The organism is Synechococcus sp. HK05 (assembly GCF_019104765.1).
Taxonomy (GTDB): Bacteria; Cyanobacteriota; Cyanobacteriia; order PCC-6307; family Cyanobiaceae; genus Vulcanococcus.
Genome location: NZ_JAHRXJ010000011.1, coordinates 171,961 through 198,162, shown reverse-complemented (window position 1 = coordinate 198,162; position 26,202 = coordinate 171,961). Strand labels below are relative to the sequence as shown.

General features: G+C 62.0%; 27 protein-coding genes and 1 riboswitch. Of the genes, 14 read left to right on the top strand and 13 right to left on the bottom strand.

The features are described from left to right. Positions 1-12 precede the first annotated feature (12 nt). Positions 13-276, top strand: a complete 264-nt coding sequence (locus KUL97_RS10450; protein ID WP_190388593.1) for a hypothetical protein — start codon at positions 13-15, stop codon at positions 274-276. A 9-nt stretch (positions 277-285) separates the two neighbouring features. Here the strand turns inward: KUL97_RS10450 and KUL97_RS10445 are convergent, their stop codons facing one another. Genes KUL97_RS10445 through KUL97_RS10420 form a run of 6 tightly spaced genes read right to left on the bottom strand, consistent with a single transcriptional unit; the run spans position 286 to position 5,048 of the window. After that, positions 286-1,092: a YdcF family protein gene (locus KUL97_RS10445; RefSeq protein ID WP_217796924.1), complete on the bottom strand. Its 807-nt coding sequence runs from the start codon at positions 1,090-1,092 to the stop codon at positions 286-288. Between the two features lie 39 nt (positions 1,093-1,131). Then, positions 1,132-1,581, bottom strand: a complete 450-nt coding sequence (locus KUL97_RS10440; RefSeq protein ID WP_217796923.1) for a hercynine metabolism protein — start codon at positions 1,579-1,581, stop codon at positions 1,132-1,134. Further along, entirely contained in the window at positions 1,578-1,823 is a 246-nt protein-coding gene (locus tag KUL97_RS10435; protein ID WP_217796922.1) for a hercynine metabolism small protein, read from the bottom strand. The genes KUL97_RS10440 and KUL97_RS10435 overlap by 4 nt, the downstream gene beginning before the upstream one ends. A 20-nt stretch (positions 1,824-1,843) precedes the next feature. Continuing rightward, positions 1,844-2,827, bottom strand: a complete 984-nt coding sequence (gene egtD / locus KUL97_RS10430; protein WP_254896419.1) for an L-histidine N(alpha)-methyltransferase — start codon at positions 2,825-2,827, stop codon at positions 1,844-1,846. Continuing rightward, complete coding sequence (gene egtB, locus KUL97_RS10425; RefSeq protein ID WP_217796921.1) at positions 2,824-4,047, bottom strand: ergothioneine biosynthesis protein EgtB; 1,224 nt, start codon at positions 4,045-4,047, stop codon at positions 2,824-2,826. The genes egtD and egtB overlap by 4 nt, the downstream gene beginning before the upstream one ends. Then, positions 4,047-5,048 carry a DUF5672 family protein gene (locus KUL97_RS10420; RefSeq protein WP_217796920.1) on the bottom strand — a complete coding sequence of 334 codons (1,002 nt, stop codon included), beginning with the start codon at positions 5,046-5,048 and terminating at the stop codon, positions 4,047-4,049. Before KUL97_RS10420 ends, egtB begins: the two co-directional genes overlap by 1 nt. Between KUL97_RS10420 and KUL97_RS10415 the strand changes: the two genes are divergently transcribed. Beyond that, complete coding sequence (locus KUL97_RS10415; protein WP_217796919.1) at positions 5,035-6,024, top strand: cysteine synthase A; 990 nt, start codon at positions 5,035-5,037, stop codon at positions 6,022-6,024. The two genes, KUL97_RS10420 and KUL97_RS10415, sit on opposite strands and share 14 nt — an antisense overlap. 12 nt (positions 6,025-6,036) lie before the next feature. Next, positions 6,037-7,950, top strand: coding sequence for a phosphotransferase (locus tag KUL97_RS10410; RefSeq protein WP_217796918.1), 1,914 nt, complete (start codon positions 6,037-6,039; stop codon positions 7,948-7,950). Positions 7,951-7,964: 14 nt separating this feature from the next. Here the strand turns inward: KUL97_RS10410 and smpB are convergent, their stop codons facing one another. Then, entirely contained in the window at positions 7,965-8,462 is a 498-nt protein-coding gene (gene smpB / locus KUL97_RS10405; protein WP_217796917.1) for an SsrA-binding protein SmpB, read from the bottom strand. A 69-nt stretch (positions 8,463-8,531) separates the two neighbouring features. On the opposite strand from smpB, the gene ruvB reads away from it, so the two are divergent. From ruvB to KUL97_RS10370, 7 genes are all read left to right on the top strand, one after another. Further along, positions 8,532-9,629 (top strand): Holliday junction branch migration DNA helicase RuvB, encoded by a 1,098-nt coding sequence (gene ruvB / locus KUL97_RS10400; protein WP_217796916.1) that lies wholly within the window; start codon positions 8,532-8,534, stop codon positions 9,627-9,629. 4 nt (positions 9,630-9,633) lie between these two features. Beyond that, positions 9,634-10,404, top strand: a complete 771-nt coding sequence (locus tag KUL97_RS10395; protein ID WP_217796915.1) for a tetratricopeptide repeat protein — start codon at positions 9,634-9,636, stop codon at positions 10,402-10,404. After that, on the top strand, positions 10,401-11,576 hold the full coding sequence (locus tag KUL97_RS10390) for an amidohydrolase (RefSeq protein ID WP_217796914.1): 1,176 nt from the start codon (positions 10,401-10,403) through the stop codon (positions 11,574-11,576). Before KUL97_RS10395 ends, KUL97_RS10390 begins: the two co-directional genes overlap by 4 nt. Before the next feature lie 17 nt (positions 11,577-11,593). Beyond that, positions 11,594-11,800, top strand: a complete 207-nt coding sequence (locus tag KUL97_RS10385; RefSeq protein ID WP_254896418.1) for a DUF3188 domain-containing protein — start codon at positions 11,594-11,596, stop codon at positions 11,798-11,800. Between the two features lie 39 nt (positions 11,801-11,839). Beyond that, a complete protein-coding gene (locus KUL97_RS10380) occupies positions 11,840-12,430 on the top strand; it encodes a HEAT repeat domain-containing protein (protein ID WP_217796912.1) in 591 nt (196 codons plus the stop codon). 77 nt (positions 12,431-12,507) lie between these two features. Then, complete coding sequence (locus KUL97_RS10375) at positions 12,508-13,494, top strand: SIS domain-containing protein (RefSeq protein WP_217796911.1); 987 nt, start codon at positions 12,508-12,510, stop codon at positions 13,492-13,494. Further along, positions 13,494-14,045, top strand: coding sequence for an HAD family hydrolase (locus KUL97_RS10370; protein ID WP_217796910.1), 552 nt, complete (start codon positions 13,494-13,496; stop codon positions 14,043-14,045). Before KUL97_RS10375 ends, KUL97_RS10370 begins: the two co-directional genes overlap by 1 nt. Positions 14,046-14,049: 4 nt before the next feature. Here the strand turns inward: KUL97_RS10370 and kdsB are convergent, their stop codons facing one another. From kdsB to KUL97_RS10355, 3 genes are read right to left on the bottom strand one after another with little or no spacing between them, the layout of a single operon-like run. Continuing rightward, positions 14,050-14,823, bottom strand: a complete 774-nt coding sequence (gene kdsB / locus KUL97_RS10365) for a 3-deoxy-manno-octulosonate cytidylyltransferase (RefSeq protein ID WP_217796909.1) — start codon at positions 14,821-14,823, stop codon at positions 14,050-14,052. Further along, positions 14,823-15,521 (bottom strand): hypothetical protein, encoded by a 699-nt coding sequence (locus KUL97_RS10360; RefSeq protein ID WP_217796908.1) that lies wholly within the window; start codon positions 15,519-15,521, stop codon positions 14,823-14,825. The genes kdsB and KUL97_RS10360 overlap by 1 nt, the downstream gene beginning before the upstream one ends. 4 nt (positions 15,522-15,525) lie before the next feature. After that, complete coding sequence (locus KUL97_RS10355) at positions 15,526-15,972, bottom strand: HIT family protein (RefSeq protein WP_217796907.1); 447 nt, start codon at positions 15,970-15,972, stop codon at positions 15,526-15,528. Positions 15,973-16,135: 163 nt separating this feature from the next. Between KUL97_RS10355 and kdsA the strand changes: the two genes are divergently transcribed. Further along, the gene (kdsA, locus tag KUL97_RS10350; protein WP_217796906.1) at positions 16,136-16,945 is read left to right on the top strand and encodes a 3-deoxy-8-phosphooctulonate synthase; all 810 of its coding nucleotides are present in this window, start codon (positions 16,136-16,138) and stop codon (positions 16,943-16,945) included. A 42-nt stretch (positions 16,946-16,987) separates the two neighbouring features. Here the strand turns inward: kdsA and KUL97_RS10345 are convergent, their stop codons facing one another. Both KUL97_RS10345 and KUL97_RS10340 read right to left on the bottom strand, forming a co-directional pair. After that, positions 16,988-19,015 (bottom strand): tetratricopeptide repeat protein, encoded by a 2,028-nt coding sequence (locus KUL97_RS10345; protein WP_217796905.1) that lies wholly within the window; start codon positions 19,013-19,015, stop codon positions 16,988-16,990. Positions 19,016-19,204: 189 nt separating this feature from the next. After that, a complete protein-coding gene (locus KUL97_RS10340; protein WP_217797298.1) occupies positions 19,205-20,368 on the bottom strand; it encodes an ATP-binding protein in 1,164 nt (387 codons plus the stop codon). A gap of 204 nt (positions 20,369-20,572) precedes the next feature. Continuing rightward, a riboswitch (TPP riboswitch) is annotated at positions 20,573-20,668 on the top strand. 59 nt (positions 20,669-20,727) lie between these two features. Between KUL97_RS10340 and thiC the strand changes: the two genes are divergently transcribed. Continuing rightward, positions 20,728-22,092 carry a phosphomethylpyrimidine synthase ThiC gene (gene thiC, locus KUL97_RS10335; protein WP_217796904.1) on the top strand — a complete coding sequence of 455 codons (1,365 nt, stop codon included), beginning with the start codon at positions 20,728-20,730 and terminating at the stop codon, positions 22,090-22,092. A gap of 3 nt (positions 22,093-22,095) precedes the next feature. Next, entirely contained in the window at positions 22,096-22,941 is an 846-nt protein-coding gene (locus tag KUL97_RS10330) for a hypothetical protein (protein ID WP_217796903.1), read from the top strand. Positions 22,942-23,260: 319 nt separating this feature from the next. Here KUL97_RS10330 and KUL97_RS10325 read toward each other — a convergent pair whose 3' ends face one another. Continuing rightward, a complete protein-coding gene (locus KUL97_RS10325; RefSeq protein ID WP_217796902.1) occupies positions 23,261-24,604 on the bottom strand; it encodes a hypothetical protein in 1,344 nt (447 codons plus the stop codon). Positions 24,605-24,873: 269 nt separating this feature from the next. Between KUL97_RS10325 and KUL97_RS10320 the strand changes: the two genes are divergently transcribed. Then, positions 24,874-26,043, top strand: a complete 1,170-nt coding sequence (locus tag KUL97_RS10320; protein ID WP_217796901.1) for an IS3 family transposase — start codon at positions 24,874-24,876, stop codon at positions 26,041-26,043. Positions 26,044-26,202 lie beyond the last annotated feature (159 nt).

The window sequence follows — 26,202 nt, the reverse complement described above, 5'->3', positions numbered from 1 at the left end:
GCCAGGGTCCCCATGAGTGGTGAGCGCGTCGGTTTCCGCTTCAAGCACGCTGATGCGGTGGTGAAGCGCAACCCCCAGGGCCGCTCCCGCCGGGGTTGGGTGATGGAGCCGGTGGAGCAAACCACCAGCCGCGGCACCAAGATGCCCGCCTATCGCATCCGCTGGCGCGATAGCGAACGCCCTGAGATCGTGCTGCAGCACATGCTGATCGCCGATCCCGATCCCACCCCGCCGCCCGAGGGTGTGAGCCTGGTGCCTCCCGCGCCTAAGGCTTGAGCTGGAGCGTCACGACCAACCTTTGAGCCGGTAGACCATCAGACCGAGGTGCTCCTTGAGCGCCACGCTGCTCAGGTGCAGCGCCTCGGCATCCGGCAGTAGCCCTTTCACAACTGAACCAGCCGTAGGCCGGCCGTAGGCAGCTCGGCTGGGTAGTTGGTAGTCGCAGGCCACGGGAGTCACCGTGAGCCCACTGCGTTGGCGGAAGGTGGCCAGCGAGCGCGGCATGTGAAAGGCGCTGGTCACCAGCAGGATCCGCGTCCAGCCCCGCTGGCGTGCCAGGGCGCCGATGTCGCGCGCTTCCTCAGCAGTGGTTCGGGAGCCTGGATTGATCAGGATCTGGCTGGCCGGTAGGCCCAGTTCCACCGCCAGCGCCCGGGCACTGATCGCCTCCGGTGGCGCTGGATCCGCCGCTGTGAAGCTGATGCTGCCGCCGCTGGTGATCAGCAGTGGAGCCCGCTTCTCGCGCATCAGGCGCAGGCCGGTGAGCAGCCTGTCGCCCCCTTCCGACACCTCCACACCCCGCCGTGGTGCCAGGGCCGGTTTGAGGCCGCCGCCCAGCACCAGCACTGCATCGGCGCTGGGGATCGCTGCCGGCGTGAGCGCTGCCGCGCGCTCCTCCAAGCCCCAGATCAACTGGCGGCTGGTGAACGGCATCGCAAACAGCCAGATCAGCCCGATACCAGCGCCGCTCAGCCCCAGCCCCCAGCCCCGTTGGCCCCGAGCCGCCGTGCCCAGTCCGGCCAGCTGCAGCAGCAGGCCCAGCCCGAGGGGATACACGAACAGCGGCAGCAGTTTGGAGAGCAGGAAGCCCATGGCTGGGGGGGCGGTTGGGCCCAGTTGAACGGATGGTGTTCAGCGCCCGCGCTGTTGGCGTCGCCGCAGAGCTTCGAGCTCTTGGTCCACTTCAAAGCGGGCCCAGGCTTGATCGAGCGGGTCATGGGCCGGGCTGCCCGGGTTGTTGAGTACCGCTTGCCCCAGCTGCTCCAGGGCCTGCCAGCGCAGGCGGCCGCGCTCCATCAGCTGGGCGACCTGCCGATCGGCCTTGGCGGCCAGGTCGGCGGCGCCGGCGTTGCGGGCTCGCTCGCTGCGATCACGCCACTCGCGCACCTCTGCTGCAATCTGCAGCAGTTCGCTGCGGAGTGCTTCGGCTTGCAGCAGTTGCTGGCGCTGGCGTTGTTGCTGCTCGCGCCGCTCTTGTTCGTTCAGCAGCGCTTCCTGGGCGGGATTGGCCCGCAGGAAGGCCTCCAGCTGCTGCTCCAGCCGCGCTTCCAGCTGCTCAAGCCAGTCCGCCGCCGGGCTCATGGGGCCTCGCTGGCCTCAGGCTCAGGGGCCCTGGTGATCAGCGGCGCTTCGATTTCTTCCTGCAGCGGGGTGATGGCCGCCTCGCGCGAGCGCAGCAGCAGTTGGGTGAGCCGGGCGATGCCGCCCTCGCCAAGGTTCTGGCTGGCGAGCTTCTCGAAGGCGTTGCCGTAGAGCTCCTCCAGTTGCGCGATCAGGCTCTCGCGCAGTTCGCGCACGGCCTGGCGCTGCTCTTCTCTCGACATACTCAACCTCTCCGCAGGCTTCAGTTTGCCTGCACTAGCAGGTGCAGCGATAGGTCGCCGGCAGGGTCGCTCCAGCGCTCGGCCCCCTGCCAGCCGGCGGAGACGGCCAGCTCAAGGAACGCCTGCGGGCTGTATTTGGCGCTGGTTTCGGTGATCAGCGCTTCGCCAGCTTCAAAGCTCCAGATCTGCCCCGCGAGCTGCACCGCTTGAGCCCGCTGGCTCACCACCGCCATCTCGATGTGGTTGTGCTCCGGCTTCCAGCGGGCTTGGTAGGTAAACGCCTGCAGATCGAAGCTTCCCGCCAGATCGCGGTTGAGTCGGCGCAACAGATTGAGGGCGAACGCCGCCGACACCCCGGCCGCATCGTTGTAGGCCGCCTCCAGCCGCTCCACAGCCTTGGGCTGATCGATGCCGATCAGCAGCTTGCCGCCGGGGCCGAGTAGGCGGCGGAACTGCGCCAGCAGCCTGCGGGCTTCCGCCAGCTCAAAGTTGCCCAGGGAGCTGCCCGGGAAGAAGCCGAGGTGGGCCGTGCCGCTGAGCAAGGGATGCTCGGGCAAGGCGTCGAGCTGGCTGTAGTCGCAGCACACGCCCAAAATCGGCACGGCCGGGAATTGCCCCTGCAGCCGCGTGCAGGCCGCCTCGAGATGCTCGGCGCTGATGTCGAGCGCCACATAGGCCGGCTCGGTCAGGGCCTGGAGCAGCGGCGCCACCTTGCGGGCGCTGCCGGCGCCAAATTCCACCAGGGTGCCGGGCCCCAGGGCCGCGGCGATTGCGGGGGCTTCCCGCTCGAGCAGTGCCGTTTCGGTGGCGGTGAGCGTGTATTCCGGTTGCTGGCAGATCAGATCAAACAGGCGTGAGCCTTCGGCGTCGTAGAGGAACCAGGCCGGCAGTTGTTTGGGGCTGCGGCTCAGGCCCTCGATCACCAGCTGGCGCATGTCCGCCGGGGCCGGATGCAGATCCAGCAGCGGCGCTGTGGCTACGCCTGGGGCAGCGCTGCCGCTCATGCCGTCACCTCGCGCACCAGGCGCACACCGCTGGCCATCCAACGGCTGGCCGGTGGATAGAAGTTTCGATAGGTGAGCCGCTCGTGGCCCGCCGGGGTGAGGAAACAGCTGCCCCGCAGCACGAATTGCGAGGTCATGAACTTGCCGTTGTATTCCCCCACAGCGCCCGCCGCCGGGGCGAAGCCCGGGTAGGGGCGGTAGGGGCTGCCGGTCCACTGCCAGAGGCAGCCATAGGCCTGGGGAAGCTCGCTGCCGGCCGCCGCCAGCTCCCATTCCGCCTCGCTTGGTAGGCGCGCTCCGGCCCAGCGGGCATAGGCATCGGCTTCAAACCAGCTCAGATGCCGCACCGGCGCCTCGGGTTGCCGAGGTCGGCGCCCGGCCAGGGTGAATTCCCAGTCGCCCCGCCAGTAGCGGGGTGCCTGCCAGCCGCGTTGCTGCACCACCGCCCAGCCTTCGCTCATCCACAGCTCCGGCCGGCTGTAACCGCCATCGGCGATGAATGCCGCGAACTCGGTGTTGCTCACAAGACGGTTGGCGATCGCGAAGGGCTCCAGCCAGGTGCGGTGGCGGGGCGCCTCGTTATCGAAGTGGAAACCGCCCGGGGATGGGCCGGGGCCGCCGCTCCCCCCGGGGTGACCGATCTCCACCAGCCCTCCCGCAACCTCGATCCAGCTCGGGCTGGCTGGGGCCGCCTCGGCGCTGGCCTCGTAGGCCTGCTCGGGCTCCACGCCACCGGCGCCGGCGGGATAGGCCGCCGGTTCCAGCGGATTACGGCTGAAGCCATCGAGCAGGTCCATCAGCAGCAGCTCTTGGTGCTGCTGCTCGTGTTGCAGGCCCAGCCCCACCAACGCTGGATCGAGGTGCTCCAGCTCATGCTCCAAGGCCGCCGTCACCCGCCGGCGCCAAGCCAGCACCTCGGCGATCGGCGGCCGGGTGAGCAGGCCGCGCTGGGGCCGCGGGTGCCGATCGCCCACGGCCTCGTAATAGCTGTTGAACAGATAGCTCCAGCGGCTCTCAGCCGGCTCGTAGCTGGGCCGCTGCCGCAGCAAAAACTCCTCGAAAAACCAGCTGGTGTGACCCAGGTGCCATTTGGCGGGGCTGGCATCGGCCATGCCCTGCAGGCAAAGGTCTTCCGGTTCGAGCCCCTCGATCAACGCTTCGCTGGCCTGGCGGATCTGGCGCAGCCGGGGGAGCAGGGCGGAGCGCGTGGCGGTGTTCATCATCCGAGGCCCAAAAGCATCCCGATCACATGTTTGGCGTGCTTCTCGTAAAGCCTGGCCTGTTCGCTCGCGTCCAGGTAATACCAGGACCCATGGAAGCCGCTGGAGTCGCTGTAGCTGGATTCGTTGAAGAGCCGATTTAAGACATCTTGCGAGGGCAGCTTGGCCTGGTACGCCGCATGGCCCACAAAACGGGCAAAGAAAATGTCTTCTGCTTCATCGTCCGGCGAGGCCTGGCCATGGTCTTCGCAGATGGTTTGCATCAGCCGTGGATTGCGGATGGAGAGGCCGCCATTGCCATTGTTGGTCTGGTCGGGAACGGTCTGGCACAGAGCTTGATTCACCCAGTTGCTTCCAGTTCTCTGCAGGGATGGGTTGTAGGTGGGGAACTCGCAGGAGGTCACGCGTCCTTTGTTCCAGGGGGCTCCGGCGAAGTCGAAGTGCAGCTCGTCGAGCTCAAGGGGTTGAATCAGCAGTGCATCAGGCTGGAAGATCAGAATCTGTTGAGCGGATAGCTCCTTCCAAAACAGGCTTGACTTTAAGAGGTTGTTGTATTTGCTCCAACCCAGTGAATCGCTGACGCCGTGGCGATCAAGTGTTTCGATCTTTACGAATTGCCCAAAGGGCTCTGTCAAGTTGGCAAAGGCTTCCCGCTTTGATGCAGGCGTGTAGATGGTCACGGCGGCTTTGAGCCGCGTCATCAGCAGGGTGTTGAGGATGCAGGTTTTGGTGTGTTGTGTGGCGCGATCGTCGATCAGGATGCAGGCCCAGTTGGACGTGCTGGGGTCGGGAGATTTCGTGTGGAGATGTGTTTCCCAGTGCCTGAGAAACAGCTGCTCGATGAGTGTGCAATGTGCATGGAAATGCTCAAGCCGGTAGCGATTGAGAAGATGCAGGGGGTTGGGTTTCCCGCTCTGATCCGCCACGCCTGAACCCGAGTTCCAACTCGTTATTGTTGCCCAGACCTGCCAGGGCTGCAGCCAAGCGATGGGTGGAATCACCTCCGGCTTCGTGGGGGCCGTCGGCAACACGCCGCTGATCCGTCTCCACGCCCTGAGCGAGGCCACCGGCTGCGAGATCCTCGGCAAGGCCGAATTCATGAATCCCGGAGGCTCGGTGAAAGACCGCGCTGCCCTCGGGATCCTGCAGGAAGCAGAAGAGCAGGGGCTGCTCCAGCCCGGCGGCACCGTGGTGGAAGGCACCGCCGGCAACACCGGCATCGGCCTCACGCACCTCTGCAATGCCCGGGGCTACAAGGCGCTGATCGTGATCCCGGAAACCCAGTCGGCCGAAAAGATCGGCCTGCTGCGCAGCCTCGGGGCTGAGGTGCGCACGGTGCCGGCGGTGCCCTACCGCGACCCCAACAACTACGTGCGCCTCTCCGGCCGCATTGCCGAGGAAACCCCCGGCGCCGTGTGGGCGAATCAGTTCGACAACCTCGCCAACCGCCGCGCCCACTTCAACAGCACGGGTCCGGAGATCTGGGAGCAAACCGGTGGCCGCGTGGATGCCTGGGTGGCGGCCACCGGCACCGGCGGCACCTATGCCGGTGTGGCGCTCTATCTGAAAGAGCAGAACCCCAACGTGCGCTGCGTGTTGGCCGACCCCCACGGCAGTGCCCTCTACAGCTGGGCCACCAGCGGTGAATTGGCCAGCGAGGGCAGCTCGATCACCGAGGGCATCGGCAACAGCCGCGTGACCGCCAACCTCGAGGGTGCGCCGATCGACGATGCCGTGCGCATCCACGATCAGGACGCCTTGTCCACCATCTACAACCTTCTCTGGCAGGAGGGTTTGTTCCTGGGGGGCTCGGTGGGGATCAACGTGGCCGCAGCGGTGGAAACCGCGCGACGGCTGGGTTCCGGCCACACGATCGTCACGGTGCTGTGCGACAGCGGCGATCGCTACCGGTCACGGCTTTATGACGGCGAGTGGCTGAGCAGCAAGGGGTTGCAGCAACCTGTGCGCGCAGCCTGAGTTGCTCCGGCGTTGGACCTGCCTGCCACAACCGATCAGGTGATTGCCGGCCGCTATCGGTTGGAGCGCCGGCTGTCTGCCACTGAGCGCAGCGAGCTCTGGAGGGCTTGCGACCAGCTGGCCGGCGAGGCGCCGGTGGCCCTGCGCTGCATTCCGCCGGAGCAGATGGCATTGCAGGTTGAAGTGCGCAGCCTCTGGCCGCGGCTTCAGGGGGTGCTGCATCCCCAGGTGCCTCGCTTTGGGGAACTGATCGAGCAAGACGGCGCCCTGTGGTTGCCGCGGGAATGGCAGGAGGGGAGCACCCTTGCCGAGTTGCTGCAGGGCAGGCGCGAACGGCAACTGGTGTTTGGTGCCGGCGAAGTGTTGCTCCTGTTGCGCCAGCTCTTGCCGGCTCTGGCGGTGCTTCACAGCCAGGGGCTCAGCCATGGCGATCTCAGCCCTGCCAACCTGCTGCGCCGCGACCGCGACGGCCTGCCCGTGCTGCTTGATTTCGGCCCGGGCGGGGTCACCCCGGGGTATGCCCCGCCGGAGCGGGGCCGCGGTGAAGATCCTGCGCCCTGGATGGACCTCTACAGCCTGGCGGTGGTGGCGCTGGTGCTGCTCAGCGGCGAGGAACCGGCCCAGCTGCTCGATCCGGTCACGCTGGCCTGGCGGTGGCCCGCCAGCCTCGATGCCTTGCCAGCCATGCAGGCGGTGTTGGACCGGTTGCTCAGCTCAGATGCCGAAGCCCGTTTCCCCTCTGCTGCTGCTGCGTTGCAGGCTCTGCAGCAGGTGCCGATGCCTGACAGCACTGGGCCGGTAGCCCGGGCCGAGCGCACCGTGGTGCTGGTGCCGCCCCCGGCGGTCGACGAACCTGCGCTGCCTGTGGTGCCCGCAGCGCAAGCTGTTCCAGCTGCGGCCGGGATGCCCCGTTCCCGCCAGGAGCTGAAGGAGGAAGCCGCTGAGGGGCGGCTGTGGCCTGTGGTGATCGCATTGGTGGTGTCGGCGGTGGTGGGAACGGGCTTGGGCTGGTTGGTGTTGAGCCGCGGCCGGGTGGCTGGTCCCACAGCGGAGCCGACTGTCCAGCTGCCCAGCAGCCTGCCGCCGGCAGAAGTGAATCAGCGCCAGCAGCTGCTCAATCGTCTGCGGGCCTTGCAGATCGATCGGGGCTGGTTCCTCAAGCTCGTGGATGCCAGCCTGTTGGCCCAATACCCCGAGCGGGGCGGGCGCCTGCCCAGCGACAGCCTCGATGACGCACCGCTGCGCAAGGTGTGGAACGAGCTCGCGGAAGACTGGCTGAGCCGGGTGGAGCAGCTGCCCCTCGAGCTGCGCACCCGTCTCGGACGCTTCACCGCCGGTGATTGGCGCCGCCGCCAGTCGGCGCTGGTAAGCCAGGGCCTGAGCGGCGCGGTGGTGGAGCAGTTGGTGTCGGGCAGCGCCCAGAACCTGTTGCCGGGCCGCGCCGGCAGCGAGATCCCGCCGGAGCCCTTCCGCCAGCTCTGGTATGCCGCTGCGGAGCAGGGCTTGGCCCAGGTGCGCATCGAAGCAATTCAGGTCCGGTTGGGGGAAACATCGGTGATCTCAGCGTCGGTGCCGGCGGGTGGTGCGCGCCTGTTCCCGATTCGTTTGCCGGTGGGGAGTGGTCTCGTGCTGGGGGTGAATGGGTCACCCCTGATGCAGATGAGCGTGTTCGGTGCGGATGGAGCTGTGCTGGAGGCTCGCGGTCCGTTGCGGGTGGTGAACCTTGGCTCGGTGCAGCGCTCGCCGGTGCAAGTGCTGATCACCAACGAGGGCCTGGCCGCGGCACTGATCACCTTGTCGCTGCGGGCCGATCCTGCGGCGCTGCGGCCCGTGCCCTCGCCTGAGCCGCCGCCTGCTCCCGCGAATGCCCCCGTCGTGCCGGTGAGGCCGGAACCTGTCGCGCCGCAGCCTGCAGCGACCAACTAGCTCCGGGTTTTTCGTCAGAAGCGCGCGATCGCGGCTTTGGCGTCTTTGATGTCTTGTTTGCGGCGCTCTTCTTGGCGCTTGTCGTGCAGCTTGCGGCCCTTGCCCAGGCCGATGGTGGCCTTGATCCAGGAGCCCTTCAGGTGCAGGTTGAGCGGAATCAGGGTGAGGCCTTTCTGATCGAGGGCCACGCGCAGTTTGTCGATCTCACGGCGGTGGGCCAGCAGCTGGCGCACGCGCAGGGGTTCGTGGTTGAAGTAGGCGCCGGCGTGGCTGTGGGGGGAGATGTGCACGTTGTGCAGCTGGAGCTGGCCGTTGCGGATCAGGCAGAAGCCATCGCGCAGGTTCACCTGGCCGGCCCGGATCGATTTCACCTCCGTGCCCAGCAGCTCCACGCCGCATTCCAGGGTTTCGAGGATCTCGTATTGATGGCGTGCAAAGCGGTTGTCCGCCAGCAGCTTGTTGGCGGCATCCCGCAGGGCCTTGGCACTCTTCTTGCCCCCGCCCTTCGCCATCACCCTCGCCGTTGCTGCACCGACCCTAGAGATCTCCCGCCCCGCCGCCAGCGCCGGTACCCTCGAGCGATGGCGATCGTGTCCTCCGGATCGGCTTCGGCCGGCGCCGCCGCTCCGCGGGAGCCGCGCCGGCGGCTGGTGGATCCGATCGCGCAGGCTGGCGAAGAGCCCAGCAGGGCTACTGAGCCTGCAGACACCCCCATCCAGCGGGAAGATTCCCTGCGGCCCCGCCGCCTCGCCGATTACATCGGCCAGAGCGAGCTCAAGCAGGTGCTGGGTATCGCTGTAGAAGCCACCCGCGCCCGCGAAGAAGCGCTCGATCACGTGTTGCTCTACGGCCCGCCAGGCCTGGGCAAAACCACCATGGCGCTGGTGCTGGCCGAGGAGCTGGGCGTGGGTTGCCGCATCACCAGCGCGCCAGCCCTGGAGCGCCCCCGCGACATCGTGGGTCTGCTGGTGAACCTCGAGCCGCGTGAGCTGCTGTTCATCGATGAGATCCACCGGCTCAACCGCGTGGCCGAGGAGATCCTTTATCCGGCGATGGAAGACTTCCGCCTCGATCTCACCGTGGGCAAAGGAACCACCGCCCGCACCCGCAGCCTGCCGATCGCTCCCTTCACGCTCGTGGGCGCCACAACCCGGGCGGGTTCGCTCAGTTCACCGTTGCGGGATCGCTTCGGCCTGATCCAGCGGTTGGAGTTTTACGGGCTCGACGACCTGCAGGCGATCGTGCTGCGGGCCGCCGGCCTGCTGCAGATCGAGCTCGACGCCAGTGCCGCTTTGGAGGTGGCCCGCCGCTGCCGCGGTACCCCTCGGATCGCCAATCGTCTGCTGCGGCGTGTGCGCGATGTGGCTGCGGTGGGCGGCCATGGCCGCGTGAGCCCTGAATTGGTGCATGAGGCCCTCAGCCTGCATCGGGTGGATGGCCGCGGCCTCGATGCCAGCGACCGGCGTTTGCTGCATCTCCTCCAGCACGGCTACGGCGGCGGGCCGGTGGGGCTCGACACCTTGGCCGCTGGCCTCGGTGAAGATCCCGCCACGCTTGAAGCCGTCGTGGAGCCGTTTTTGCTGCAGCAGGGCTTGCTGCAACGCACGCCCCGAGGCCGTGTGATCACAGAGGCAGGCCTGGCCCACCTGCAGGCCCATCCGGAGCCCAGCGCCGCCTGACCCGATGACGGCTCTCTTCTCCGTGCTTTTGAGCCTGCAACTGGTGCTGGCCACGGCTCTGCCGCAGTTGTTTGATCAGGCGCTCACGGCCAGCCGTGATGGTGATTTCCGCCGGGCCCTGCCCCTGTGGGATCAGGTGCTGGAGCTGGCGCCGGATGACGCCGCTGCCTGGAGCAACCGCGGCAATGTGCAGCTGGCCCTGGGCGATCCGCAGGCGGCCATCGCCGATCAGACCCGGGCGATGGAGCTCGATCCCGGCAGCGCTGATCCCCATCTCAACCGCGGCACAGCGGAGGAAGCGCTGCAGCGCTGGGATGCGGCGGAAGCGGATTACCGCTGGATCCTGGAGGCCAATGCAGCGGCCGGTGAGCCGCCGGATGCCTCGGCGCTGTACAACCTCGGCAATGTGCAGGGCTCCCGCGGCCAGTGGACAGCCGCCCGCGACAGTTTTGTGGAGGCCGCCGACACGCGCCCCGGTTTTGCCATGGCGCGCTCCAGTGCGGCCCTGGCTGCCTTTCAGCTGGGGGAGCTGGATCAGGCGGAGGCGGAGTTGCGCCGGCTGATCAGGCGCTATCCCTTGTTTGCCGATGCGCGCGCTGGTCTCACGGCCCTGCTTTGGCGGCGGGGAGCCCGGGGAGAGGCGGAAAGCCACTGGGCTTCGGCCTCAGGGCTCGATCCGCGCTACCGGCAGCCAGAATGGTTGCTGGAGATTCGGCGCTGGCCCCCTGAGCCGGTGCAGGCTCTCAGCGATTTCCTCGCCCTCAGCAACGGATGAATGCAGCGCAGCTCCAGGCGGCCGTGGCCGCACAGCTGCCTGAGCTGGTAGCGATCCGCCGCCATCTGCATGCCCATCCCGAGCTGAGCGGCAACGAGCATCAAACCGCTGCGCTGGTGGCTGGTGAGCTACGTGGCCTCGGCTGGCGCGTGCAGGAGGGTGTGGGGCGCACGGGGGTGCTGGCGGAGCTGGGGCCCGAAAGCGCCCCGGTGGTGGCCCTGCGGGTGGATCTCGATGCTTTGCCGGTGGAGGAGCGCAGCGGTGTGCCCTACGCCTCGGTGCATCAGGGCCTGATGCACGCCTGCGGCCACGACATCCACACCACCGTTGGGCTGGGGGTGGCGCGGATCCTGGCCCCCCTGGCCGATCAGCTTTCAGCCCGGGTGCGCCTGCTGTTTCAGCCCGCTGAGGAAACGGCCCAGGGTGCCGCCTGGATGCGTGCTGATGGGGCCATGGAGGGGGTGGAGGCCCTGTTCGGTGTGCATGTGTTTCCCAGCCTGGCGGCGGGCAGCATCGGCGTGCGCAGCGGCAGTCTCACGGCTGCGGCGGGTGAGCTGGAGGTGGAGGTGCTTGGCGAAGGGGGGCATGGGGCGCGCCCCCACCAGAGCACCGATGCGATCTGGATTGCGGCACGGGTGGTGAGCGGGCTCCAGGAGGCGATCAGCCGCCGGCTGGATGCCCTGCACCCGGTGGTGGTGAGTTTTGGGCGCATCGAAGGCGGCAAGGCCTTCAACGTGATCGCCGATCACGTGCGGCTGTTGGGCACAGTGCGCTGCCTGGATCTGGAGCTGCATGCCCAGCTGCCCGGCTGGATTGAAGACACCGTGAAGGCGATCTGCGCCGGCTACGGCGGTGAGGCCCGTGTGCGCTACCGCTGCATCTCGCCACCGGTGCACAACGATCCTGAGCTCACCCAGCTGGTGGCCGATGCCGCCACCGATCTGTTGGGGCGGGAGCAGGTGCAGTGGTTGGAGCAGCCGTCGCTGGGGGCCGAGGATTTCGCTGAACTGCAGCAGGGCACCCGCGCCACGATGTTTCGGCTGGGGGTGGCCGGGCCTGAGGGCTGCACGCCACTGCACAGCAGCACCTTCCGGCCGGATGAGCGTTGTCTCGCCGTTGGTGTGGAGGTGCTCAGCGCCAGCCTGCTGCGCTGGATGGAGGCCCGCCGCTAATGGGCTCTCGCTCACCGATGAGCCGCGATCTGCTCGCTCTGGCCACGCCGCTTTTGATCCTGGTGGGTCTGGTGGGCCTGGCCTTGCGGCAGGGCTCCGATCGGCTGCAGGCCCTGCCGGCCCTGGTGATCGGTGTGGCGTTGTTGGTACAGAGCGCGTTGAGCCGCCGGCGGCGGCGGCGGGCGCTGCTCAATGCCCTGCAGGATCAGCGCGGTGAGTGCTGACCCAAACTGAAGTGCGCCCTGTTCCTCCAGCACGCTCCGATGGATTTCGACGCTCTGCGTGAGGCGATCGCTTCCGATAACCCCGGCCGGGCTCGCCCTGCCCTCGCCAGCCTCGTGGACGCCACCCCCGAACAGGCTGAACCCCTCTTGCTCCTGGGGCTGCAACAGAGCGACATGCTGCTGCGCCAGCTGAGCTGTTCAGGCCTGGGCCACAAGCCCACGCCGGCGGGTTGGGAGCCCTTGGTTCATGCCCTGCAGCACGATCCGGAGGTGGCGGTGCGGGCCGAGGCGGCGAACGCCTTGGTGAGCCATGGCTTTGAGCAGGCTTGGCCCTTGGTGCTGGCAGCCTTTGAGCGGGAACAGGAGTGGCTGCTGCGTTGCAGCGTGCTCTCTGCGGTGGCGGAGCACCCGGAGGTGCAGCCGGAACAGCTGCTGCGGCTGGCCCAGCTGGCAATCGCCGATGCGGATGGCACGGTGAGGGTGGGAGGAGCTGAGATCTTGGGCCGTTTGGTGCGTGAAGCTGATCTTGCTTCTGTCGCCGCAGAGCAAGCCCGCGTTGAACTGCGCCGCCTCCTGCAGGACGCTGACCATCGCGTGGTGGGGGCAGCCCTGAACGGCCTTCAGCATTGAGGCGCACCACCGAGCGCAAGCGACTGTTGAAAGAGCAACGCCATACAGTCGCTTGAGTCACTAGTCCATCCGTTCTGATGTCAGCGCTGACCCGTTGCCTAGAGGAGGAAGCGGCAGCCATCGCAGCGGCGGCGAAGCGTTTGCCGGCTGACCAAGTGGAAGCCGCGTTGGCATTGCTCGATGCCTGTGCCAGTCAGCGCGGCAAGTTGGTGATCACTGGGGTTGGGAAGAGCGGCATCGTGGCGCGCAAGATCGCCGCCACCTTCGCCTCCATTGGACTGATGGCGATCTACCTCAACCCGGTGGATGCCTTGCATGGTGATCTAGGCGTTGTGGCCCCAGAAGATGTGGCTTTGCTGCTCTCGAATAGCGGTGAAACGGATGAGTTGCTGCAGATCCTTCCCCACTTGAGACGCCGCGGCACGGCCCGGATTGCCCTGGTGGGTCGTGTGACCTCAACCCTCGCCCGTGGATGCGATGCGGTGTTGGATGGCTCGGTGGATCGAGAGGTGTGTCCACTGAACCTGGCCCCCACGGCCAGTACGGCTGTCGCGATGGCGATCGGCGATGCGCTGGCGGCTGTGTGGATGGAGCGGCGCGGGGTGTCGCCGGAGGATTTTGCGTTGAACCACCCAGCCGGTTCGCTGGGGAAGCAACTCACACTCACGGCAGCGGATTTGATGGTGCCGGTAAGTCGTCTTGTGCCGCTTCGCGTCGATACCTCGCTCCCGGAAGTGATTGCTCACCTCACCGCCGACGGTGTGGGGGCTTGTTGGGTTGGCCGTGATGGAGAGATCACCCGCATCCATGGCCTGATCACCGATGGTGATCTGCGCCGGGCTTTGCAGACCCATGGCGCCGAACAGTGGAGCCGCCTCACGGCGGCGGATCTGATGACGGAAGATCCCATCACGGTGTTGGAATCCACCCTGGCGATTGAGGCGATTGAACGCATGGAGCGCAATCGTCGCAAGGCGATTGGCGTGCTCCCGGTGGTGGATGAGCAGAACCGGATGCAGGGATTGTTGCGGTTACACGATCTGGTGCAGGCGGGGCTGGCCTGATGCGCAGGCTCACCTGGTGGCGACTGCGCCGGCGGCTCGCGGCGATGCAGGTGGTGGTGCTCGATGTGGACGGGGTGCTCACCGATGGCGGCCTCTGGTACGGGCCGGAGGGTGAGCTGATCAAGCGTTTTGATGTGCGCGATGGCCTTGGCATCCGGCTGCTGCAGCACGCCGGCCTGGAGGTGGCTTTTCTCAGCGGCGGCCGCGGCGGCGCCACTGAGGTGCGCGCGCAGCAGCTGGGCATCCGCCACTGTCTGGTGGGCGCAAAGGACAAACCGGTGGCCCTGGCTGGCTTGCGTCAGCAGCTAGGGGTGACCGCCGAGCAGATTGTGTTTGTGGGCGACGATGTGAACGACCTGGCGCTGCAGGGCGCCGTGGGGCTGCTGGTGGCCACGGCTGATGCGGCGGCACCGTTGCGTCGCCGCGCTGATGCGGTGCTGCGCCGCAACGGCGGCCATGGTGCGGTGCGCGAGCTGGCGGAGCGCCTCCTGCAGGCGCGGGGGCTGTGGGCGCAGCTCAGCCGCGAGGGCTGGCGCGATCGCAACGATTAAAGCGCTACAGCACGTCTGTGATGGCGATAGACCGTGCCTGTTCCAGTTGCTCGGCGGTGTCCACGGAGAGAGATTCGCCCTCCACTGGGAAGGTGCCGATCTGGATGCCGGCCTCGATCAGGCGCAGCTGCTCGAGCTTCTCGGTGTGCTCCAGCGGTGAGTGGGGCAGCTGGTTCCAGCGCATCAGCACATCGGCTCGGTAGCCGTAGAGGCCCACATGCCCCCAGTAGGTGGTGTGGGCGTGCCAGTCGACCGGATCCACGCCGCGTACGTGGGGGATGGCGGAGCGGGAGAAGTAGAGGGCCCGGCCATCAGCGGCCAGCAGAGTTTTCACCACATTGGGGTTGTGCACCTTGTCTGCACCCATCCGATACACAGGCGTGAGCACCTCGGGCGTCGGCGTGCGGTGGGCGAATTCGGCAGCCATCGCATCGATCACGGCAGAATCGATGAAGGGCTGATCGCCCTGCACGTTGATGATCAGGGTGTCTTCGCTGCTGCCGCCACCACGGGCCACCAGCTGATCGGCCACGGAGGCGATCCGTTCGCTGCCGGATTCACAGCTGGGACTGGTGAGTAGGGCTTCAAAGCCCCAGATGGCGGCGCGTTCGATCAGATCTGGGCTGTCGGTACAGAGCACCACTGCGGCCGGTGAGGCGGCTTGGGCGCAGCGCTTCAGCACTCTCTGCAGCATCGGCTGGCCGCCGATATCGGCCAGCACCTTGCCGGGCAGGCGGCTGGATTCCAGCCGGGCGGGAACGGCCACAACGCAGTGCATCACTCAAACAAGCGAAAGGCTTGATCACGGGCCACGAACCATTCGGCGGCCAGCGCACCGCCCATGGTGCGCTGCGCTTGGAACCAGGGGCCGCCCAGAGTCCAATGGAGGAGTGGGGCTTCCTCGGCTTGAGCGGCATCCTGCACAGCCACCAGGTGGTTCCAGCCCTCGGGCACCGCGCCGATCTCGTGATCCCCGGCGAGCCAGTGGAAGCGGTGGAGCTCCAGGCCCGTGGCCGTGTTCACAAACTCGGGCGTGAGCGCGGTGCAGCGGCCGCAGTTGAGCAGCATCAGCGAGCTCCAGTTTTTCTTGGGGTAGGCGCTCTGCACTTCTCCGAGGAACTTCACTGTTTCGCCGGGCACGTGATCGTGCTGCACACACTGCACGGCGAACTGCTCATCGCGTAGGGCCCAGAGATCAGCGATGTTGCCGCGGGCGAGCATGTCGCAGTCCATGAAAATGGCCCAGCCCTGGTAGCCCATCAGATGGGGCACCAGAAAACGGGTGAAGGAGAAGGCGGTGCTCTGTTTCGGGTCGCGGGGTCGCCAGTAGAGACCCTGCGCTTCCAGCTGCGGGGTGAGTAGAGGCGTGATCGCCAGCGGTGTGCTGCTGTGCTGGTACAGGCTGTCGATCAGCACGTTGGTGGCGGCCCGCTCGCGGGGGTCCACACCGATGAAGATCGGGATCGGCTTGGTCATAGACCTAAGCTAGATGTGCTTGCCTGGCACGCTCCACCAGGTTTCGCACGGCATCGGGCGATGCCGCTGGCCGCTGGCCGGCCTGCACGGCCCTACAGAGATCCGCCACCTTCCAAGCTTCGCTTGCGGGCTCGGAGCCAAAGCGTGGGATCAGGTGGAGATGCAGGTGGCGCGCCCCTTCTCCGAAGGCGATCGCATACACGCGATCACAGCCCGTGAGTGCCTCCACCAGTTGGGCCGCTCGCTGCACAGCCAGCCCCCACGCCGCGGCTTCCTGGGCAGAGAACTGGATCGGTCCGCCGATGTGACGCCTTGCATCCAGCAACAACCAGCCAGCAAACGGCGCAGGATCGGGATGATGCCGCAGGATCCATAGCGGCGAGCGACTGATCTCATAGCGCTGCCGGGCCTCTGAAGCGCTGTGCAGATCGCAGACACCACAGCTCTGCATGGGGTTTTCTGGCTTTCATAACGTTGTCTGCAGCTGGTTTTACGCTGTCGGTGTCTTGGGTTGAGGGCCTCCAGGGTTCTGTTCAGTCTGTAAGCAATCCCGGACGGTTTGCCGGTGCTTGGTTGCGCCAGGATCGGCTCACTGCTTTCTGCTCTTTTGCGTCATGAGCTTCACCTTGATCGCCGGCCCTTGCGTGATCGAAAGTCGAGAGCTGGCGCTTGAGGTGGCTGGGCAGGTGAAGGCCCTCACCGATCGCCTAGGGATCCGCTACATCTTCAAGGCCAGCTTTGATAAGGCCAACCGCAGCTCCGGCGGCTCCTTCCGCGGCCCCGGTGTGGAGGGGGGGCTGGCCGTGCTGGCGGACGTGAAGCAGGGCCTGGGGCTCCCAGTCCTCACCGACATTCACGAAAGCCACCAGGCGGCTCCGGTGGCCGAGGTGGTGGATGTGCTGCAGATCCCTGCATTTCTCTGTCGCCAGACCGATCTACTCCTGGCCGCAGCGGATGCCGTGCGAGGCACCGGCAAAACGATCAATGTGAAAAAGGGCCAGTTCCTGGCCCCGTGGGATATGGCTCAGGTGGTGCAGAAACTGCGTGATGCCGATGTGGAGAACCTCTGGCTCACGGAGCGGGGCAGTAGCTTTGGCTACAACACCCTTGTGGTGGATTACCGCGGTTTACCGCAGCTGCAGGCCCTGGGCTGCCCCGTGATCTTTGATGCCACCCATTCGGTGCAACAACCGGGTGGCCGCGGCACAAGCAGCGGCGGGCAGCGTGAATTTGTAGCGCCGCTAGCCCGCGCCGCGATGGCCGTGGGTGTGGATGGCCTGTTTTTGGAGGTGCACCCCGACCCTGACAACGCTCTGAGTGACGGCCCCAATATGGTGCCTTTGCATCGCTTGGAAGCTCTGCTGAAGCAGTTGCTGGCCGTACGTGAGGCTGTGGGCTCTTCTCCTGCTCTTAGCGTGATTTAAGTCGCTAGGTGCCATTGTTTCTGGGAATCTTGACAGAAAGGTTTACTGTTGCAGTGCCTTGGAAAGTTGTTTCAACGCGGGTGTCCAGTCACCATTTTTGGTCTGCCGGTAAATTCTGACAGTTGGGTACCAGACTGTTGTGGGGCCATCGAGGCCCCAGTAGAAGTGGGGTGAAGCTGGGGCAAGCAAATGTGTTGGTTTGCCAAGGGCTGCTGCTAAGTGGGCTGTGACGTTGGAAATGGTCACCACCGCGTCGCATGCAGTGATCAAGGCGGCTAATCCATCGATGTCATTGGTGACATCCAAATCAGGCACCTCCTGAATCGTGAGGTTGTGTCGATCTCTTGCGGAAGTCACGTCATTCGCGCAGTCCCCATATTGGAGCTTTACGGCATCGATGTTGCATGCGGCCAAAGCTGGCGCCAGAATATCCATCGCGATACACTTATTTCTATTGAAATAGCGTGAGCCTGTCGAATGCCAGCTTAAGCCTATAATCTTTTGGTTAGATTGATTTCTGAGGTGGAAAGAAATTTCCTTGACACGCTGCACATCTGCGGTGAAAAACTGAGTAGGCTGCGCCTTGAAAGAGCTCTTGTCTTTCCTGACCAGTGCGCCAAGGTCTCCCATGGAAATAAAATCTTCAACCGGAAGATTGGGAAGGTTAACGTTATTGGGATAGAATTCAATATTGCCAGAAAAAGATCGCCTCACAATCGGGAGAAGTCGTGTATCAACGGTGACATAAGCTTTTTTGCATCTTGGCTGTATGTCGTTGAGGAGTGATGCGAAAAGAATTTGATCGCCAATGCCTTGTTCACCTGCGATCAGAATGTTCTTGGTGGAATCAATCCCAATTTGATCCATTCTTTTGGATTCTGCGCTGCCCACGTGAATGGTGGTTTTCTCCTTGCGGTTGCTATAGTTTTTCCACCCATTCTCGTAGTCATGCCGAAGAAGCTGGCACTGCGAGAGATTTACTTGAGTTGCGACGTAATCCGGATCCATCTCCAATGCCTTCTCGTAGTACCGCTCAGCTTTTTCATGCTCACACAGTTCGGCATAAATGCAGCCTAGATTCATGTAGGCAACTGAATCGTTCGGATTCAGCTTGATCGACGTGCTTGTCGCCGTAAGGGCGGGTTCCATATCGCCTTTGTCCCGGCAAATAGCGCCGAGGCTGCGCCAAGCCATGGCATTGCGCGGGTCTAAGTTGATTGCACTTTCAGTGACTTTAACTGCTTCAGTTAGCTGGTCATTGCTTTGCAGCATAATGCCCAAATTTACATAGGCAACAGCGTTAGAAGGATCAATTTCAATGGCCTGCCTGGTTGCGCGAATGGCCTCCTCGAGCTGGCCTCTTTCTTGGAGGATGCTCCCCATCGCAATGCAAGTGGGGGCGTAGTCGGGTTTCAGGGTTCTGGCTTTATGGATCACCGCCAGGGCTTCGTCTAGATGTCCAAGCTCCTTGTAAATCACTCCCAGGCTCACGTAAGCAGGAATGTAGCTTGAATCCAGCTTGATGGCCTCTTGCGTGGCGGCTGCAGCCTGTTCCAGTTGACCCTGCCCTTTAAGAACTGTGCCTAAATTGGTGCGGGTTGAGGCTAGGTTCGGATTGATTTGAACTGCTTGCACTGCACTGTTGATGGCTTCTTGATGTCTGCCTGTTGCTTGCAGTGCCAGTGCGAGGTTGCTGAAGGCAACTGCGTGTCGAGGATTAAGCTGAATGGCCTGATGCAGGCTTTGCAGTGCTGCATCGTGCTGTCCCTTTTCTTGGAGTAATCCCCCTAGATTTGCGTGGGCGTCAGCGAATTTAGGATTGACAGAAATGGCTCGTTTGTAAATCTCAATTGCTTTGTCGACCTGATTCGTGCGTTTATAAATAACACCAAGATTGGACAGGATGATTTCGTGTTCCAGCCCGCTGTTCAGGGCCTGCAGGTAGAGGGTCTCGGCTTCGTCGATCTGGCCAGCCTTGTGAAGCCGTACTGCTTCCTCCACAAGCGTCTGGAGTTGCTTGGTGCTTGGTTTGGATTCGTTGCGTTGCTTTGACTGACCAAATCCAGCCATTACGAGCCAGCATTTCTACTAAAACTCTACTCGACAGGTCTATTGGTTAGACTTGTTTACCCAACAAAGCCGCTGTGCCAAGGCTCACCAGAGCACTTTGCGGTGTTTCAATGAGCTGCTCACCAGCGTCGCCGGAGCGAAGCGGTATGTCTTCGAACGCCTTGTGAGTGAATCCAAGCTTGGGTGTCTTCAGTCCATGGCTCGTCGCATAAAGGTGTCAAACATCGGCACCGTGAAGGCCGTCATGCCATGGGAGGGGCTCCAGATCATCCCTTTGCGGATGAGCCCACTGCGCAGGGGTCCCGTGCGCTCCACGCGCAGTTGCATTTGTTCGGCGATTGCTCCGGAGCGGTGGGGGCCAGGGCCGAGTTGTGCCATGGCGTGGAGATAGTCCTGTTCTCTCGGGGTGAGGCGGTCAAAGCGAACCCGGAAAAAACTGCGGTCCAGCGCATCACGGGCATGATCGCTGGCTTCGTTGACATCCGCCAAGCTGATTCTTGGGCCCTGTGCTGCGGTCCAGGTGTGTTTGCCCCATTCCTGTAGGAAATAGGGATAGCCCTGTGTAAGGCTCACGATCTCAGCGAGGGCATCGGCGTCAATCTCGGCGTCTTCCTCTTGGATTGGATCTTGGATGGCCTGCGCAGCGGCATCCGGTGAGAGGGCAGCCACGGCCGGGAAATCGAACAGGCGTTCGGCATACCATTTCGCATCGCCAGCGAGGGCGGCCAGTTGGGGCAGGCCGGCCCCGAACAGGATCAACGGCAGGCCGCGTTGCACCACACGATGGAGGGCCACGATCAATCCCTTTAGTTCGTCTTCCGTGAGGTAGTGCACCTCATCGATCAACACGGCCACGGATGTGTCAGCCGCTTTGGCTGCCTGTGCAGTGGCGACCAGCAGCTCGGGAAGATCCACTTCCAGATTGCCGCTGTCTGCACGGGCCGGCTTGCTCAATCCGATCTTCACGTCGCCCAGGCTCACGTTGAAGGCGCTGGCAAAGCCACGCAGGGCTGCCATGGCTTCGCCCGCCCAGACGTGATCCTGTTCCATGCGATCCAACCTCAGCAGGATGGTCTTCAGGGCCGGTGCGAGGTAGCTCGCCAAAGGCCTGCCCTCAGGCGCCTCCAGCTGCACGTGTTCGTAGCCCAAGACCTCTGCCAGCTCGGCGAACCGGTTGAGAAGAACGGTTTTGCCGACACCTCGCAATCCCAGCAGCATCTGGCTTTTTTCGGAGCGCCCGAGCCTGATGCGTTGCAGAGCTAGTTGTGCTTGCGCCAGTAGCGTATCCCGCCCTGCGAGCTCAGGTGGCCTGGTTCCCGCACCAGGCGCGAAGGGGTTGCGCAGAGGGTCCATCCGGCAGGCGTGTAGTAACCCAGTTTGAAAGAGTTGTACCCATCTTATGGTTCTATCGAGAATGAACCGCGCCGGATCAGAGGGTGAGTGTGGTGATCTAGGCAGAGGGCTATAAACGCCTGTGACCGGCTTGATGCGGCCAGTGCCTCTCCCTGCCATGGCGCTGGAGCATGGGTTCCTTCGCCTTGACGCTTGCTAGGTTGAGCAGGTCACTAGGGGTGCCCCTGCCCAGGGGCTGAGATCAAACCCTCCGAACCTGATCCGGGTCATGCCGGCGCAGGGAAGTGAGACGAGAACCTCAGGCTGCGCCCCGTATCCGCCGGTTGATCCGGCCGAATCACCTTTCGCCGTAGCCCGTCATGCGCAGCGCCTGGATCGAACAGCGCAAAGCCCAAGCCAACGTGAGCCAGATGCACTACGCCCGCCAGGGGGTAGTGACTGAGGAGATGGCTCACGTGGCCAAGCGGGAGAACCTGCCCGAATCGCTGGTGATGGAGGAGGTGGCCCGGGGCCGCATGATCATCCCGGCCAACATCAATCACCCGAACTTGGAGCCGATGGCAATCGGCATCGCTAGCAAGTGCAAGGTGAACGCCAACATCGGCGCCTCGCCCAATGCCAGCGATGTGAGCGAAGAGCTGAAGAAGCTCGAGCTGGCCGTTAAATATGGCGCCGACACGGTGATGGATCTCTCCACCGGCGGCGTGAACCTCGATGAGGTGCGCACGGCGATCATCAATGCCTCGCCGGTGCCCATCGGCACGGTGCCCGTATACCAGGCGCTCGAGAGCGTCCACGGCTCGATCGAGAAGCTCTCGGAAGACGACTTCCTGCACATCATCGAGAAGCACTGCCAGCAGGGTGTCGACTACCAGACCATCCATGCTGGCCTTCTGATCGAGCACCTGCCCAAGGTGAAGGGCCGCCTCACCGGCATTGTGAGCCGCGGCGGCGGCATCCTCGCCCAGTGGATGCTCTATCACCACAAGCAGAACCCGCTCTACACCCGCTTCGACGACATCTGCGAGATCTTCAAGCGCTACGACTGCACCTTCTCCCTGGGTGATTCGCTTCGCCCAGGATGTCTGCACGACGCCTCAGACGAAGCCCAGCTGGCTGAACTGAAGACCCTCGGCGAACTCACCCGCCGCGCCTGGAAGCATGATGTGCAGGTGATGGTGGAGGGTCCGGGCCACGTGCCGATGGATCAGATCGAGTTCAACGTGAAAAAGCAGATGGAAGAGTGCGCGGAGGCGCCCTTCTATGTGCTCGGTCCGCTCGTCACCGATATCGCCCCCGGCTACGACCACATCACCAGCGCCATCGGCGCCGCCATGGCCGGCTGGTATGGCACCGCGATGCTCTGCTACGTGACCCCCAAGGAACACCTGGGCCTGCCCAACCCCGAAGACGTGCGCAACGGCCTGATCGCCTACAAGATCGCCGCCCACGCCGCCGACATCGCCCGCCACCGGCCGGGGGCACGCGACCGCGACGACGAACTCAGCCGCGCCCGCTACGCCTTCGATTGGAACAGGCAGTTCGAGCTCTCCCTTGATCCCGAGCGCGCCAAGGAGTATCACGACGAAACCCTGCCCGCCGACATTTACAAGCAGGCGGAGTTCTGCTCGATGTGCGGACCCAAGCATTGCCCGATGCAAACCAAGATCACTGAGGAAGATCTCGCTGCTCTCGAAAACTCACTTGCAAAGCAAAAGGTATAACTGATGAGGCTCGTTACGTATTGCAACCCCCTCCCTGGAAGTGACTACGAGGCGGATCTTAGATATGTCGCTTTTCTCGCCCTTTTTGCCAGGCGAGTTTACCCCGATATTCAAATATTCTGTGCTTCTTCCGGTGATATCCCCGATTTTCTAAGGCCAACAGTTAATCTCATTAAGTTTCCATTCGATTCTATGCCCTTTGCTCTTGCAAGAGCAGTATTCCTTAAGGAATACGTGGCATCAAGTTTTTTTACCGTCCCTACGATCTTTACCGGCAGAGACGTTCTGATTCTTAACAGTCTTGACAACGCACTTGCCGCCTCTCCTGTAGTAACAAACTATAGGTTTAATCTGGCAATGCCGTATTGCTCCGACTTTATCTATGTAAATCCTTCTGATGATGATGACCGACTAAAGATACGGACTCTATTTGATCACTTTCTCAGTACACATCGTTTCATGCCAAATGTGATCATGGATGGGTGGGCTGATCAACTATCTTGGGCTAACGTTCTTGGTATCCCTCCATATCACGTATTCAATGGAGAGCCATTTATTGCGCCGAGAGCCCCATTTGTTACAGCGTTACCAGCCGATCCTTGGTTCTTGACCCCACAAGACTATTTCCCTTCAAAGAAGTCTGACTGGAGTTTTGATAAGTGGGGACAAACCTACGGTGAACCCTTTGAAGAGACGACGTATTCCACGTTCCTCGAAATAAAATATATGCTTCATTTCAAAGGAAATAGAAAAGAGCAATTTTTCGAATTTGCAAAGTGGGCTATGCAGAAAAATGTTATTAATCCAGCTCATTTCTTTCCAAAAGCCCCGTCAGGCTATTTTGACTGACTTCATATTCCTAAAGTGCTTTGCTCATAATCTGTTTACTTGCTTTCCCCCAGCCCAATAGATGCCGACACTTCTAATTATTGTTCGGAATACATATATACACCAGATTTAGATGAAGACCTTTGTGACTGCTTCCCTTTTGCCTGTCCCTATTGGTATGAGTGTTAATTGTACAGCCTACAATCCTATCCGATTGTTAAAAGTGAATGGGTGAAGTCGCATGAACAACAAGTAATCTCACGTTTAGGAAGTAATCAGTTCGTGATAAACTCTCTAGATAATGTAGATGCTTCCCGATCCTCTGAATGTTCACTGTTCATCAAGGCTGTTTACCATTTAATATATATGCACTGTAGGCTCGAGTTGGGATTGTGCCAAAGTCGCAATGGCTCTTTGACATTTCGAGCAACTCGTTAATGAAAAAGGCAGCGTCCAAAGCATATTCATTATAATTCATGCCCTGATTAGCTATCCCAAGATAGTGGAGAGCTTTATTGAAACACGCTCGAGACTCTGAGTTGTTGGGGATTAATCCCATCTCAACTAAGACCTTATCATACAGTTCACTTGCGAAGCTTAAGTAGTCCATAATTATTCTGATATCTTGCTGGGCAAAGCATGCGGTCGTTGCTTCTTTAAGATGGAAGCTCTCTCCACCAGCGGATAGTTGGAGTCCTTTTACGCACCAAGCTAATGATTTTTGCCAAAATGGTGCTTGCTTGTACAATAATATTCCGTCTTCTGATCTAGTGATTCCTACTGCTCGAGAACAGAGCACAAGCCTAGATAGGGGCTCTGGAACTCTTATCAGAGAATCAAGATGCGCCAATTGAAACTCTGCTGATCGCCCAATTCCTCCTTGATACTGTTCAAATCTATAGTTATGTACGTTCTCTTTGTCAGTATCATTATCAGAATAAAAAAACTGACGAGATCTGCGTATTACGACGGGTAGCGCAAAGACCGCGTAGGAGGCAGTGCTGGCGTAGCTAGCGCTGAGTTGTTGGTAAACATGACGATATAGTGCAGAAGTAAACCTGAAACTCAATATTCGCGAAAGATGGTTTCGCGTGAAGATATGGTTCCCGATGAATGCTGCCCAGTCCATAGGTCCATATTGTGCGACGAGTGCGGGGTAACCAGCTGATAGTGGAAATGACTGCCCAGATCCTAACCTCTGCAGGGTCCTTTCTAATAATGAGTTTGACTCCACACTCTTGAGCCCAGGCAGTGTATGTATGCGTATATAACTTCCATCGGGTTTTTCTTCTTGCAACAGGACTCCTATGCCAATGGCTGCAGGTTTCGGATCTGCTTGATCGAAAACCTGGAGTAACGACGGTATATAATCCCACTGTATAATGTCATGATCTCCAATTATGATAATATGATTCCCAAGGATGCCTATAAAATCTAATAGGCGGGCCAGGTTGTCTTCGCATGTCGGGGCAAAATTGGTAGAATACGCCTTGACAAGTTGATGCTTTCCTTCGATTTCGAGTTCTATTCTCTTTCCGGCTCTGTCACCTCTTTGCAGATTTATCAGTCCCACTATCTGTATTCGAAGAGAGCTGTCTTTAAGTGCCCCACCTTTTAAATCCTGCCAGAAGCCTATGTGTCCATCGGCCTTCGTGGTCGGAACCACAATAGATAAGTCAAACATTCTTTTGCTACCATTGCTGTTAAGGTCATGCTAGCATACTGGCACAAGTGTTATATGCATTGCCGGGACGCTTGCATGGAAGGCGGCAATCCTTGGCGGCTACTTAGTGGCTATAGCTTGAGGGTCCCTCCAGTATTGGATTAGTTCTGCTTTTGCATATTGGTCTACATTGCTACTCGATCCAATAACTAAGGTGGACTGGTTTTTCTGGACAGGCCCGATCGTTAACCTCTGAGGCGGGGTGCCGCCCCTGATCGGGGCTCCCACCGATGAGCAAGCGCCGCACCCACAGCCCCGAGTTCAAGGCCCGTGTCGCCATGGAGGCGATCAGTGGCCCCAAAACGATCCAAGAGATCGCCGCCGACCACGCCATCCACCCAATTCAGGTGAGTCAGTGGAAGCGTCAGCTGCTGGACGGTGCCAGCGAACTGTTCACCAGGGGCAAGAAGAGTAAGGACAAGGAGGAAGGGCAGGCCAAGCAGGCAGAGCTGTTCCAGCAGATCGGCAAGCTGCAGATGGAGCTGGAGTGGCTCAAAACAAATCTCAGCTGCTCTGATGCCCGTGAACTGCGCAAGCTGGTCGATCACGAGCACCCCACGATCAGCGTCAGCCGCCAATGTGCGCTTCTGGGCCTACCCAGATCCACGCTGTATTACAGGCCCATGCCGTTGCGGGCATCGACACTACGGATCATGGCCAGTATCGACGCTATATACCTGGAGGATCCCTGCAGGGGTAGTCGCCGGATAGTGGACTACCTGGCCAGAGAAGGAATCCCGATCACTCGTGACCGGGTGCGAAACCTAATGCGCCGCTTGGGTTTACGGGCGATCTACCAGAAGCCCCGAAACACAGTCCCAGGAAATCCATCCGAGCGGTTTCCCTGCCTTGTGGATGTCAGCACGTTCATGGCTGTGGATCAGGTCTGTGCTACCGATATCACCTATATCCCGCTGCAGAAGGGATTCCTCTACCTGCTGGCGATCGTGGATCTGTTCTCCAGAAACGTGCTCATCTGGAAGCTTTCCACCAGCCTTGACACGGAGTTCTGTCTCGATGCCCCGGAGATGGCGTTGGCATGGGATCGCAAACCAGAGATCTTCCATTCCGACCAGGGCTGCCAATTCACCTCTGGCGACTTCGTGGCAAGGCTGCAGGCCGAGGAGATCAAGTTCAGCCGGTCAGGAAGGATACGCTGCTACGAAAACATTCTGGTGGAACGGCTATGGCGCACAGTCAAGTACGAGGAGGTGTACTTGCACGCCTATAGCGATGGTTGGCACGCTGAGATCAGCCTGGCCCGCTTCCTCTGGAGGTACTGCCATGTAAGGCCACACAGCGCTCTGGGAGGCAGAACTCCCCACGAGGTCTACACTGAGGCTCAATCCTGTTCCTCCTGCCCAGGGTTAACGTTTTCAGGGGCCGGAACTGTCCAATAAGAGGCACCCACCTCAGAACGACCTGCTCCCGACCGACCGCTGGCGGCAGTTGTGGCGCCAGCTCCTGGTGACCTTGTCGCGGGATGAGGCGGCCAAGGTGATGGTCGATTCCCTCCACGTCGCCGCCAGAACCGGCGATCCTGACTGACCGACACAACT